This window comes from Frigoribacterium sp. 2355, assembly GCF_054060695.1.
The window spans coordinates 290909-303819 of record NZ_JBSSDL010000001.1; the positions used below are offsets into that span (position 1 = coordinate 290909).

At 69.9% G+C, this 12911-nt stretch carries 10 protein-coding genes; 3 read left to right on the forward strand and 7 right to left on the reverse strand.

Annotation, left to right across the window (positions count from 1 at the left end):
* Positions 1-44: 44 nt before the first annotated feature.
* The 5 genes from dxs to dut form a co-directional block, all read right to left on the reverse strand.
* Entirely contained in the window at positions 45-1991 is a 1947-nt protein-coding gene (dxs, locus tag ACVJ1F_RS01410) for a 1-deoxy-D-xylulose-5-phosphate synthase (protein ID WP_056045446.1), read from the reverse strand.
* A 127-nt stretch (positions 1992-2118) separates the two neighbouring features.
* On the reverse strand, positions 2119-4935 hold the full coding sequence (acnA, locus tag ACVJ1F_RS01415; RefSeq protein WP_456884263.1) for an aconitate hydratase AcnA: 2817 nt from the start codon (positions 4933-4935) through the stop codon (positions 2119-2121).
* Between the two features lie 151 nt (positions 4936-5086).
* Positions 5087-5845 carry a DUF3159 domain-containing protein gene (locus ACVJ1F_RS01420; RefSeq protein ID WP_456884265.1) on the reverse strand — a complete coding sequence of 253 codons (759 nt, stop codon included), beginning with the start codon at positions 5843-5845 and terminating at the stop codon, positions 5087-5089.
* Positions 5846-5851: 6 nt separating this feature from the next.
* Entirely contained in the window at positions 5852-6490 is a 639-nt protein-coding gene (locus ACVJ1F_RS01425) for a DUF3710 domain-containing protein (RefSeq protein WP_123570779.1), read from the reverse strand.
* A gap of 77 nt (positions 6491-6567) precedes the next feature.
* Positions 6568-7029 carry a dUTP diphosphatase gene (dut, locus tag ACVJ1F_RS01430; RefSeq protein ID WP_173150895.1) on the reverse strand — a complete coding sequence of 154 codons (462 nt, stop codon included), beginning with the start codon at positions 7027-7029 and terminating at the stop codon, positions 6568-6570.
* 39 nt (positions 7030-7068) lie between these two features.
* Between dut and ACVJ1F_RS01435 the strand changes: the two genes are divergently transcribed.
* Entirely contained in the window at positions 7069-7524 is a 456-nt protein-coding gene (locus ACVJ1F_RS01435) for a DUF3093 domain-containing protein (RefSeq protein WP_200412667.1), read from the forward strand.
* Here the strand turns inward: ACVJ1F_RS01435 and ACVJ1F_RS01440 are convergent.
* On the reverse strand, positions 7499-7792 hold the full coding sequence (locus tag ACVJ1F_RS01440; RefSeq protein WP_043592858.1) for a DUF4193 domain-containing protein: 294 nt from the start codon (positions 7790-7792) through the stop codon (positions 7499-7501). The genes ACVJ1F_RS01435 and ACVJ1F_RS01440 overlap by 26 nt on opposite strands.
* A gap of 198 nt (positions 7793-7990) precedes the next feature.
* Between ACVJ1F_RS01440 and sepH the strand changes: the two genes are divergently transcribed.
* Complete coding sequence (gene sepH / locus ACVJ1F_RS01445; protein WP_456884268.1) at positions 7991-9145, forward strand: septation protein SepH; 1155 nt, start codon at positions 7991-7993, stop codon at positions 9143-9145.
* A 28-nt stretch (positions 9146-9173) separates the two neighbouring features.
* Here sepH and ACVJ1F_RS01450 read toward each other — a convergent pair whose 3' ends face one another.
* Entirely contained in the window at positions 9174-10304 is a 1131-nt protein-coding gene (locus ACVJ1F_RS01450) for an alkaline phosphatase family protein (protein WP_456884270.1), read from the reverse strand.
* Between the two features lie 61 nt (positions 10305-10365).
* Here ACVJ1F_RS01450 and ACVJ1F_RS01455 point away from each other — a divergent pair, with 61 nt between their 5' ends.
* On the forward strand, positions 10366-12879 hold the full coding sequence (locus ACVJ1F_RS01455) for a DNA gyrase/topoisomerase IV subunit A (RefSeq protein WP_456884271.1): 2514 nt from the start codon (positions 10366-10368) through the stop codon (positions 12877-12879).
* The last annotated feature ends 32 nt before the right edge of the window (positions 12880-12911 follow it).

Here is a 12911-nt window from a genome sequence, read left to right on the forward strand (position 1 = left end):
GGGGCGTTCGACGTCTGTCGTGCGGCGTGACACCGCACCGGGGCTCAGTCGTGCCGGGCATCCTCGTGCCGGGATGCGGCAGCGGTCTCGTCCAGTGGCCTCGCCACCGGGATTCGGCTGCCGAGCACCTGCGCGACGACGTCGCGAGCGATGTGCTGCGGCGTGAGGCCGGCCTCGTCGAGGATCTCGGCCCGGGACCCGTGTTCGAGGAACTCGTCGGGCAGTCCCAACTCGGTCACGGCCGTGTCGACGCCTGCGCCACGGAGGTCCTGTCGCACACGGGTGCCGATCCCGCCCACCCGCACGCCGTCCTCGATCGTGATGACGAGCCGGTGGGCCGCGGCCAGCTCGATGATGCTGGCCGGGACGGGGACGACCCATCGAGGGTCGACGACCGTGGCACCGATGCCCTGGGCCTCCAGTCGCTCGGCGACCTCGAGTCCGATGCCGGCCATCGGGCCGACGCAGACGATGAGGACGTCGTCACGGCCGGTGCGTCGCAGCACCTCGACACCGTCCTCGAGTCGTTCGACGGCGTCGTGCTCGACGCCGACGGCGCCTTTCGAGAACCGGATGACGGTGGGCGCGTCGTCGACCGCCACGGCCTCCCGGAGCTCTTCGCGGAGTCGCGTCGCATCACGAGGGGCGGCCAGACGGATGTGCGGCACGATCTGCAGGAGGGCGAGGTCCCACATGCCGTGGTGGCTCGGGCCGTCCGGTCCGGTCACACCGGCGCGGTCCAGCACGAAGGTGACCCCGGCCCGGTGGAGGGCGACGTCCATCAGCACCTGGTCGAAGGCGCGGTTCACGAACGTGGCGTACAGCGCGACGACGGGGTGCAGTCCACCGAACGCGAGACCCGCGGCACTCGTGACCGCGTGCTGTTCGGCGATGCCGACGTCGAAGACCCGCTTCGGGAACCGTTCGGCGAGCTTGTGCAGGCCCACCGGACGCAGCATCGCCGCCGTGATGCCGACGACCTTCTCGTCGTGCTCGGCGATGTCGACGATCTCGTCGGCGAAGACCGACGTCCACGACGGCGAGGTGGCCGCCTCGAGGGGTTCGCCCGTCTCGGGGTCGATCTGCCCGACCGCGTGGAACTGGTCGGCGACGTCGGCGCGCGCCGGATCGAATCCCCGGCCCTTCTCGGTGATGGCGTGCACGATCACGGGCGCCCCGTAGTTCTTCGCCTGGAGCAGCGCCTCCTCCATGGCGACCTGGTCGTGACCGTCGACCGGCCCGATGTACTTGATGTCCAGGTTCGAGTAGAGGGCCTCGTTGTTCGTGAACCGGCTCAGGAAGCCGTGCAGACCACCCCGGACGCCGCGGTAGACCGCACGACCCGGATGTCCGAGTCGGTCGAAGACGGCCCTGCTGCCGACGTGGAGCTCGCGGTAGGCCTGGCGCGTGCGGACCGTGTTGAGGAAACGGGCCATTCCTCCGATGGTCGGGGCGTAGGACCGGCCGTTGTCGTTGACCACGATGGTGAGGCGACGGTCGTTGTCGTCGCTGATGTTGTTCAGGGCCTCCCACGTCATGCCCCCGGTCAACGCGCCGTCGCCCACGACGGCGACCACGTGCCGATCGTCCCGGCCCGTCAGTTGGAAGGCCCGGGAGATGCCGTCGGCCCACGAGAGCGAACTCGAGGCGTGTGAGCTCTCGACGATGTCGTGCTCGGACTCGGACCGCTGCGGGTATCCGGCGAGACCGCCCCGGAGCCGGAGCCCCGAGAAGTCCTGGCGACCGGTGAGGAGCTTGTGGACGTACGACTGGTGGCCGGTGTCGAAGACGAAGGCGTCGTGCGGCGAGTGGAACACCCGGTGCATGGCCAACGTCAACTCGACGACGCCGAGGTTCGGCCCGAGGTGGCCCCCGGTCTTCGACACTTCGGTCACGAGGAACCGGCGGATGTCGGCGGCCAGTTCGACCATCTGTTCGTTCGTCAGGCGGTCGAGGTCACGAGGCCCCGTGATCGTCTGCAGCAGGCTCATGCTGGCCTTCCCTCTCGGCCCTCTCGGGCATCCCGCCAGTCTAGGCACGCGACCGGCGAGAACGCCGTGCGACCCCCGGACGACGCGGGCGATCGTCCGGGGGTCTGGTCACTGCGGGGTCCGTCGCTCAGACCAGGCTGCGCAGGACGTACTGCAGGATGCCACCGTTGCGGTAGTAGTCGGCCTCGCCGGGGGTGTCGATGCGTACGACGGCGTCGAACTCGACCGGCTGCTTGCCCGCGGGCGAATGGGTGGTGGGGGTCGCCGTGACGTGGACCGTCTTCGGCGTCGTGCCCTCGTTGAGCTGCTCGATGCCGACGATGTCGATCTGCTCCGTGCCGTCGAGACCGAGCGACTCCCAGCTCTCGCCCTGCGGGAACTGCAGGGGAACCACTCCCATGCCGATCAGGTTCGACCGGTGGATGCGTTCGAAGCTCTCGGTGATGACCGCCTTGACCCCGAGCAGGCTCGTGCCCTTCGCGGCCCAGTCCCGGGACGAGCCCGAGCCGTACTCCTTGCCGCCCAGGATGACCAAGGGCGTGCCCTGCTCCTGGTAGCGGGCACTGGCGTCGTAGATGAACGACTGCGGCCCCTCGGCCTGGGTGAAGTCGCGGGTGTAGCCACCCTCGACCCCGTCCAGCAACTGGTTCTTGAGACGGATGTTCGCGAACGTGCCCCGGATCATGACCTCGTGGTTGCCGCGACGGGACCCGTACGAGTTGAAGTCCTTGCGGTCCACGCCGTGCTCGTCGAGGTAGTGGCCGGCCGGGCTGTCGACCTTGATCGACCCGGCGGGGCTGATGTGGTCGGTCGTGACCGAGTCGCCGAGCTTGGCCAGCACGCGGGCGCCCTGGATGTCGGTCACCGGCGTGGTCTCGATCGTCATGCCCTCGAAGTAAGGAGGTTTGCGCACGTAGGTCGACTCGGAGTCCCACTCGAAGGTGGCGCCCGTCGGGGTCGGCAGGGAGCGCCAGCGCTCGTCGCCGTCGAACACCCCGGCGTACTCGTGGGTGAACATCCCCGTGTCGATGGACGAGTCGATCGTCTGCTGCACCTCGGTCGCGTCGGGCCAGATGTCGCGGAGGTAGACGTCGGAGCCGTCGTCGGCGGTGCCCAGGGCGTCGTTCTCGAAGTCGAAGTTCATCGACCCGGCGAGGGCGTACGCGATGACCAGCGGCGGGCTGGCGAGGTAGTTCATCTTGACGTCGGGGTTGATGCGACCCTCGAAGTTGCGGTTGCCCGACAGGACGGCCGTGACGGCGAGGTCGTTGTCCTGCACCGCCGTCGAGATCTCGTCGAGCAGCGGGCCCGAGTTGCCGATGCAGGTCGTGCAGCCGTAGCCGACGGTGTAGAAACCGAGGTCCTCGAGATAGGTGGTCAGGCCGGCCTTCTCGTAGTAGTCCGTGACGACCTTCGACCCGGGCGCGAGGGTCGTCTTGACCCACGGCTTGGCCTTGAGCCCCTTCTTGCTGGCGTTGCGGGCGAGCAGGCCCGCGGCGAGCATGACGGAGGGGTTCGACGTGTTCGTGCACGACGTGATGGCCGCGATGGCCACGGCGCCGTGGTCGAGCGTGAAGGTCGAGCCGTCGCCGAGTGCCACGGAGGTGGGCTTGGAGACCTTGGCCGGTGCATGCGACGTGTGCGAGATCGAGTGCGGCTGGGCGTCGTCGTCGTCCTCGGCCGTGAAGCCGATCGGGTCGGAGGCCGGGAACGTGCCCTCGACCGCGGCGTCGACGTGCGAGTGGTCCGTCGTGGCGTAGTTCTCGAGGTCGACCTCGAACTGCGACTTGGCCTCGGTGAGTTCGATGCGGTCCTGCGGGCGCTTCGGCCCGGCGATGGACGGGACGACCGTCCCGAGGTCGAGCTCGAGGTACTCGCTGAACACGGGTTCGGTCGAGGGGTCGTGCCACAGGCCCTGCAGCTTGGAGTACTGCTCGACGAGGTCGATCTGCTCCTCGGAGCGCCCGGTCAGACGCAGGTAGTCGAGGGTCACGTCGTCGATCGGGAAGATCGCCGCCGTCGAACCGAACTCGGGGCTCATGTTGCCGATGGTCGCCCGGTTGGCCAGGGGCACCTCGGCGACGCCTTCGCCGTAGAACTCGACGAACTTGCCGACGACGCCGTGCCGGCGCAGCTGCTGCGTGATGGTGAGCACCACGTCGGTCGCCGTCACGCCGGTCGGGATCGAGCCGGAGAGCTTGAAGCCGACGACCTTGGGGATCAACATCGACACGGGCTGACCGAGCATCGCGGCCTCGGCCTCGATGCCCCCGACGCCCCAGCCGAGCACGCCCAGGCCGTTGACCATCGTCGTGTGCGAGTCGGTGCCGACGAGGGTGTCGGGGTACGCCTGCAGCACTCCACCGACCTCGCGGCTGTAGGTGACCCGCGCCAGGTACTCGATGTTGACCTGGTGGACGATGCCGGTGCCCGGCGGGACGACCTTGAAGTCGTCGAAGGCCGTCTGCCCCCAACGGAGGAACTGGTACCGCTCGCCGTTGCGCTCGTACTCGATCTCGACGTTGCGTTCGAGCGCGTTCTCAGAGCCGAAGAGGTCCGCGATGACGGAGTGGTCGATGACGAGCTCGGCCGGTGCCAGCGGGTTGATCTTGGTCGGGTCTCCGCCGAGCTCGGCGACGGCCTCTCGCATGGTGGCGAGGTCGACGATGCAGGGCACCCCCGTGAAGTCCTGCATGACCACGCGCGCCGGCGTGAACTGGATCTCGGTGTCGGGCTCGGCGGTGGGCTGCCATGAGCCGAGGGCCCGGATCTGGTCACCCGTGACGTTCGCACCGTCCTCGGTGCGGAGCAGGTTCTCGAGCAGGACCTTGAGGCTGAACGGAAGCTTCGAAGAACCCTCGACCGCGTCGATGCGGTAGACCTCGTAGTCGGTGGACCCGACCGTGAGGGTGTTCTTCGAGCCGAAACTGTTGATTGCAGACACGTGCCGTCTCCCTTGCTGACTACGCCCTCATCTTGGCCGGTGCGCGCGACGCCCACCAGCGAGGTCAGCCTAAGTCCGCGGGGTGTCCCCGGGGCCGATCCCAGCGATTTGTCTCGATGTCGAGACAAAACATAGCACCAGGAGGCGCGGGTCAGGCCGAGGGGCCCCGCGCGTCGTCCGCCGCCTCGCGTCCGCGGTAGACCGTCCGCACGAGGAGCCAGGTCACCCAGAGCAACCCCGCGTAGAGGGGCACGCCCATGACGAGCTTGAGCGTCCCGAGGAGAGCGACGTCTCCGGCCAGCCACAGCGGCACCTGGACGGCGAGGCGGGCGGCGAACAGTCCGGCCCACAACCAGGTGGCCAGGAAGAGGACGCGTCGTTTCGCCCGGTCCCCCCGCCAGCCCGTGCCGTCGTTCGTGAGGAGTCCGACCACGATGCCGATGAGCGGCCAGCGCACGGCGATGCTGACGAGCATCGCGGCGAGCGACGCGGCGTTGATCACCAGGCCGGGCACGAAGTTGTTCTCGGCACGGCCGGAGAGCAATGCGATCCCCGCGGAGAGGGCGATGCCGAAGACACCCGCGAGGGCCTGGGCGACCGGACCGCGCTGGACCGCGCGTGCGATGACGAACGCCACGGCCAGGACCAGCGGGATGAGGACCGACGGGACGACGTCCTGCGTGATCGTGTAGACGACCACGAAGCCGAGCCCGGGGACGATGGACTCGACGAGCCCCCGCACCCCGCCGATGGCGGTGAGCAGCGCCGACGCCGTCGGGACCTCGCCGGGGGCGACCTGGCCGATGCCGGCCCGTCGGGCGGCGGCTTGCAACTGGGCCGCGAGCGACACCCGGGGGTCGTCGAGCGGCGACGGATCAGCCGGATCGGGCCGGTCGTCGGACGCGGACACGTCGGGTCAGACGACCGAGGGCGTGGTGCCCGGGGCGTCGGTCGGGCCGGCCTTCGGCATCGACAGCGGGATCAGCTCGCGCGGAGGCATCGGGGTCGTCCCGCGGACCACGACGATGCTGCGGAAGAGTTCTTCGATCTTCTCGGCAGCGTCGCCTTCGTGAGCCGCGTCGCCCGCGATCACGCCGCGGAGGAACCAGCGGGGCCCGTCGACGCCGATGAAGCGTGCTCGCCGGGTCGTGCCGGGGTCACCGCCCATCACCGGGATCTCGGCGCGGACCTCGGGACCGAAGGGCCCCTCGACCTCGGCCGTCGTGCCGCCCTGCTTCTCGATCTGCTCGCTGATCTGACCTCGGATCTCGTTCCAGAGTCCCGTCGTGCGGGGCGCCGCGAACGGCTGCACCTGAAGCGTCGACTTGGCGAAGTCGAGGCCGACGGCGACGACCCTCTTGCTTCCCTCTTCGACTTCGAGTCGGAGGTGGAGCCCTTCGCGGGGCAGGATCTTGACGCCACCGAGATCGACGTACGGGCGGACGGGGTTGGCCTCGGTCTCGTCCAGCGGGCCCACCTCGGAGCGGTCCGCGGGTGCCGACTTGGAGTCGTCGAACACCTCGACCTCGGCGTCGTCGAGCGACTCGATGTCGATCTCGACGTCGGCGACGTCGGCCGACTCGACGTCGATCTCGACTGCGGCCAGTTCTTGCTCGCGGCGTTTGGACTTCCTCACGCGGTGCCTCCTGGGTTGTGTGCGTATCCGGTGGATCCGTGACCGTCGACCCCTCGGACGCTCTCGGGGAGCGTCGCGACGGGAACGAAGGTCGCGCGGACGACCGGCATGATGACGAGCTGGGCGATCTTGTCACCGACGGCGACGTGGTGCTCCGCCTCGAGGTCGGTGTTGAGCAGCGAGACCTTGATCTCTCCGCGGTACCCCGCGTCCACGGTGCCCGGGGCGTTCACGACGGTGATGCCGTGCTTGGCGGCGAGGCCGCTGCGGGGCATGACGAACGCGGCGAAACCCTCGGGAAGGGCGATGGAGACGCCCGTGCCGACCAGGGCGCGGTGGCCGGGCCTCAGCACGAGGTCCTCGGTCGAGACCAGGTCGGCGCCGGCGTCGCCCGGGTGGGAATACACGGGCACCGACATCGCCTCGGCGGCGATGAGGACGTCGAGGGTCTGGATCACGTGTCGAGGGTAGTGCAGAAGTCTGGTCGAATGGACGTCATGAACCCCTACCGTGAGCGCCTGCTCCCGCCGCTCTCCGTCTTCGTGGCCTGCGCGCTCCTCGTCCCCGCCACCCTCCTGGTCTTCCTGCCGATCAACTCGACGGTCGGCGTGGTGATGGCCGTCGTGTTCTACGCGGCGGCCGTCGTCCTGCTCGTCCTGACCTCGCCCGTGCTGACGATCGACGACGAGGGCTTCACCGCGGGGCGGGCCCGTCTGTTCGCCCACGAGATCGGTGACGCCGAGGGGTTCACCGGCGCCGACGCGACACGAGAAAGAGGGCCCCGGCTCGACGCGCGAGCCTGGACCCTCTTCCGGGGGTGGGTGCGACCGGTGGTCAAGATCTCGTTGACGGACCTCGACGACCCGGCGCCCTACTGGTTGGTGTCGACCCGTCGACCCGACGAGGTCGTGCGACGGTTGGAGGCGATCAGGCGGCGCACTCCCGGCAGATAGCGCCCAGCTTGGTCTCGTGGTCGAGCTGCGAACGGTGCTTGACAAGGAAGCACTCGACACAGGTGAACTCGTCGACCTGCGGGGGGAGGACGACGACGTCGAGGTCGAGGTCCGAGAGGTCCTGCCCGGCGAGCTCGAACGAGCCCGGGTTGTCGGCGTCGTCGTCGACGACGCCGGTCATCTTGTCGGGGACCCTCTCTTTGAGCCCCTCGATCGACTCCGAGCCGTCGTCGTCGTTCTTGCGAGGTGCGTCGTAGTCGGTGGCCATGCCCATCCAGTTCTTCGGTGATTCGTGTGCCCGATTCGGCGGGTGCAGTTTGCATCACTCGTTGTCGAATAGCAAACCAGTTCCCACGGCCTTTCAGCCGCCTCGGAAGAACTGACGGCACGCCCGTCGTATTCCCGTGAGAACGGCCGCCGACGTGCGACTCTTGGCACCGGATCACGACGGTGAAAGGCGTGGAAAATGCAGGATCTCAGGGTCATAGGCGTCCAGAGCGGAGCTCTGCTCGTCGCCACCGACGCCGGTGGCGAGTACCGCCTTCCCGTCACCCACACCCTCCACTCCCAGCTGAGGGCGGCCAGCCCCGGTGACGCCCCGGTCGAACGGAAGGCACCGCCCCGTGAGATCCAGGCCCTGGTCCGGGCGGGCAAGACCCCTCAGCAGGTGTCCGACCTGACCGGCGCCGACCTCGACTACGTGCACCGGTTCGAAGGGCCGGTCCTCGCCGAGCGCGCCTTCGTGCTCGAGAGCGCCAGGGCCGTCCCGGTGTCCGTCGACGACGACGCGGCGTCCGGTGTGCAGGCGACCACCTTCGGAGTCGTCATCGACGAGCGACTGGACGGTGCCGAGACCTCCCAGCGCGACTGGAGCGCCTACAAGGACGCCGAGCACGGCTGGGTGGTCCACCTGGCCTTCGTCACGCACGAGGTCGAGCGCGACGCGACGTGGCGCTTCGACCCGAAGAAGTCGGTCCTCGCCCCCCTCGGCGGCGACGCCCATCGCCTCTCGCAGCACGGCGAGGACGTCGGTCCACTCGTCCCTCGTCTCCGGGCCGTCTCCCGTGAGCCGCGCCACGACGACACCTCGGGCCGTTTCGACAGCGGCGCCTTCCTGGTCGAGCAGGCCGACGCGGTCGAACTGCCGGCCGAGACCGCGACCGACCGGTTGCGTCCCGGCGTCCGCAGCACCGCCTCCTTCGCCGCCGCCAACCGGGCACCCGACGACGAGAGCGGGCACGACCAGACCGCGGACCTCCTCGAGGCGCTGCGACGCCGACGCGGAGAACGCGAGGCCGCCCGGTTCTCCGACGACGACGGGCGCCCGGACCACCAGGCCACCGGGGCGATCCGCGTGATCGACGTCCCCCTGGACGACTTCGACCTGCCCGAAGGGGCCACCAAACCCACACCCGTGCTGCCCGACCGGTCGACCCGAGGTGACGCCCCGGCGGGTGACGCACCGGTCCAGCCCACGGGCATCCGGGGCAGCCGGGGACGCGCTGGCCGACGCGAGATGCCCAGCGCGGCCCAGTCGACGAAGAAGGCGCGGGGGCGCACCTCGATGCCGAGCTGGGACGAGATCGTCTTCGGAGCGCGCACGGACGACGACCCCGCCTGACCCTCCTGGCCCGCCCCGGCGGCAACAATCACCGCCGGTAGGCGCCGAACGTCCTCAGGGGCACGAGCGTCTCGTCGTCGGACCAGGATCCGTGGTGACCGACCATGGTTCCCGGAGCACCACCGCGATCTCGTCCGTCGTAGTAGGCGACGCCCCGCCGGGCGGCGATGATCACGTCGCCGATGCGGGGCAGGACCGCCGGGTCCACGGTCCCGAACCAACCGGCGTCGACGGCCTCCGACCGGGTCAACACCCAGGCTCGGTCGCCTTCGGCTGCTCGCCACGCGTCGAGCACCGCACCCCGGCGGCCGTCGTCGGCGTCGGGCTCGAGGTGCAGTTGCAGGCACCGGGGCTCCCCCGCCACGTGCCTCACCCCGTCGACCAGGGCGGGCATGCCCCCGAAGACGATGCGCCTCCGTTCGGCCACGTCGACGATGCCGTGGTCGGCCGTGACGATCACCCCGACGTCGGGCGCGACCGAGGCCTCCAGCCTCCGGACCTCGCCGTCGACGCCTTCGAGGGCGTCGATCCATTCGTCCGATTCCCAGCCGGCACGGTGAGCGATCATGTCGAGCTCGGGGACGTAGAGGTACACCAAGGAGGCGCGGGTCGAGTCGACGAGCGTCGCCGCGGTCTCGAAGCGGTCGGCCACGCTCTCCGCCACGTCGTAGGTGGCGCCCCGGAGGATGGCCTCGGTCAGGCCTGACGAGCGGTAGCGCTTGGGGCCGACGGCGTGGGACTCCACGTCGGTGGCCGTCTCGAACAACGTGGGACGCCGCTGCCACTCGTCGGGCCGCATGCGATCGTCCCACCCCGAGAGCTGCTTCACCACCCGATCGTTCTCGGGGTCGAGAGCCGAGTAGCCGACGAGGCCGTGCTCGCCGGGGAGCGCCCCGGTCGTCAGCGTCGTGAGCGCCGCGGCGGTGGTCGTGGGCCACCCGGACCACAGGCTGCCCTTCACTCCCGACAACGTCCGGGCGTGGCCCCGACGGGCACCGAGGGCCGCCTGGCCGAGACCGTCCACCAGGACGACCACCGCGGCCCGCGCGGCGGGCAGGCGGAGCGCGTTCGGTTCGCCCCGCAGGGACGCGAGAGTCGAGGGCACCACGTCGGCCAGGCTCACGGCCCCGCGGGGGCGCGCCGGTACGATGGAGGACACCGGCCCCAGTCTGGCACAGCGACGATCGGGTGCCCCGTCCACCCCGATCCGTGAGAAGTGCATGACCACCACCGAGAACACGAGCAGCTCCGACCACGGCGAACGCATCGAGGACATCGACGTCTCGCTCGAGATGCAGGGGTCGTTCCTCGAGTACGCGTACTCGGTCATCTACTCCCGAGCGCTGCCCGACGCCCGGGACGGCCTCAAGCCCGTCCAGCGTCGCATCCTCTACCAGATGTCCGAGATGGGCCTCCGGCCCGACAGGGGCCACGTCAAGAGCGCGCGCGTCGTCGGTGAGGTCATGGGCAAGCTCCACCCGCACGGCGACACCGCGATCTACGATGCCATGGTCCGTCAGGCGCAACCGTTCACCATGCGGGTGCCGCTCATCGACGGGCACGGCAACTTCGGCTCGCTCGACGACGGGCCCGCCGCACCGCGGTACACCGAGGCTCGTCTCGCCGAGGCGTCGTTGGCCATGACCCAGGGACTCGGCGAGGACGTCGTCGACTTCGTCCCCAACTACGACAACCAGTTGATGCAGCCCGAGGTGCTTCCGGCGGCCTTCCCGAACCTGCTCGTGAACGGTGCGAGCGGCATCGCGGTGGGCATGGCGACCAACATGGCGCCCCACAACCTCGTCGAGGTCGTCGGCGCCGCCCGGCACCTGATCGACCACCCCGACGCCAGCCTGGACGACCTGATGGCGTTCGTGCCGGGCCCCGACCTGCCGACCGGCGGCACGATCGCCGGGCTGGCCGGGGTCCGCGACGCCTACGCCACGGGTCGGGGCAGCTTCAAGACCCGGGCGCGGGTCGGCGTCGAGAGCATCACCGCACGGAAGAACGGCCTCGTGGTCACCGAGCTGCCGTACCTCGTGGGGCCCGAGAAGGTGATCGAGAAGATCAAGGACGGGGTGCAGGCGAAGAAGCTCACCGGCATCACGGACGTCACCGACCTGACCGACCACAAGCACGGTCTCCGTCTCGTGATCGGCATCAAGACGGGTTTCAGCCCCGAGGCGGTCCTCGAGCAGCTCTATCGCTACACCCCGCTCGAAGACGGCTTCAGCATCAACAACGTCGCCCTGGTCGAGGGGCAGCCGCGGACCCTCGGCCTGAAGGAGATGCTCGAGGTCTACGTCGCGCACCGCCTCTCGGTCGTCACGCGTCGCAGCCGCTACCGGCTGGCCAAGAAAGAGGACCGCCTCCATCTCGTCGAGGGCCTCCTCGTCGCCATCGTCGACATCGACGAGGTCATCCAGGTGATCCGGACGAGCGACGACACGCCTGCCGCCCGGGCACGCCTGCGCGAGGTCTTCGACCTCAGCGAGATCCAGGCCGAGTACATCCTCGACCTGCAGCTGCGCCGTCTCACCAAGTTCAGCCGCATCGAACTCGAAGCCGAACGCGACGAGCTGCTCGCGGCCATCGCCGACCTCAAGGACCTGCTGGCCGATCCTGCCCGCCTCAGGGCCCTCGTGTCCAGCGAGCTCGGCGAGATCGCCGAGCAGTTCGGCACGCCGCGTCGGACCCTGCTCACGGAGGCCAAGGCGAGCGTCGCGACGACCGGTCGCGGTAGCAGGTCGGCCCCGGTGCTCGAGATCGCCGACACCCCGACCCGGGTGTTCCTCTCGACGACGGGCCGCGTCCTGCGGGTGGACCACCTCGACCCCGACTCCGCTGCCCCCACTCCCCCGACCCGACGCACGAAGCACGATGCCGTCCTCTCGTCGATCGACACGACGACGCGGACCGAGATCGGCGCCGTGACGAACCTCGGCCGCCTCGTCCGGTTCACCCCCGTCGACCTCCCGTCCGTGCCGCCCACGTCCGTCCAGCTGGGTGCGGGGGTGCCCATCCGGGACTACATCGGCGTGGTCGACAAGAAGGAGCGCGTGCTCGGGCTCGTCTCGCTGACCGCCGACCGGAGCATCGCGCTCGGCACGGCCCGTGGGGTCGTCAAACGGGTCGCGACCGGCCAGTACCCCGCCCGACCCGACTTCCCGGTCATCACGCTGAAGAAGGGCGACCAGGTCGTCGGCGTCGCCCAAGGGGTCGACGAGGACGAACTCGTCTTCGTCACGTCCGCCACGCAGTTGCTCCGGTTCACCGCCTCCGCCGTCCGGCCGCAGGGGCCCGCGGGTGGCGGGGTGGCCGGCATCAACCTTCCGGACGACGCGACCGTGATCTTCTTCGGTGCCGTGCCCGCGGGTCGCGAGGCCGTCGTCGCGACGGTCTCGTCGAGCAACTCGACGATCGCCGGCACCGACCCCGGACGTGCCAAGCTCAGCGCGTTCGACGAGTATCCGGGCAAGGGGCGTGCCACGGGCGGCGTCCGGTCCCACTCGTTGCTGAAGGGCGAGGACGCCCTGTCGCTGGCCTGGGTCGGCCCGGCTCCCGCTCAGGCGGTCGGGCCGGACGGTTCGGTCCGCACTCTGCCCGCCGAGCTCTCACGCCGTGACGGATCGGGCACGCCCCTGGACGCGCCCGTGGGCTCGGTCGGCGCCTCGGTGGCACACATCGCCGATTCGGCCACCGGCCTCGAGGCGGGTGCCGAACCGGACGAGTGACCCCTCGACGGAGCGACCGAGACGGCGTCCTC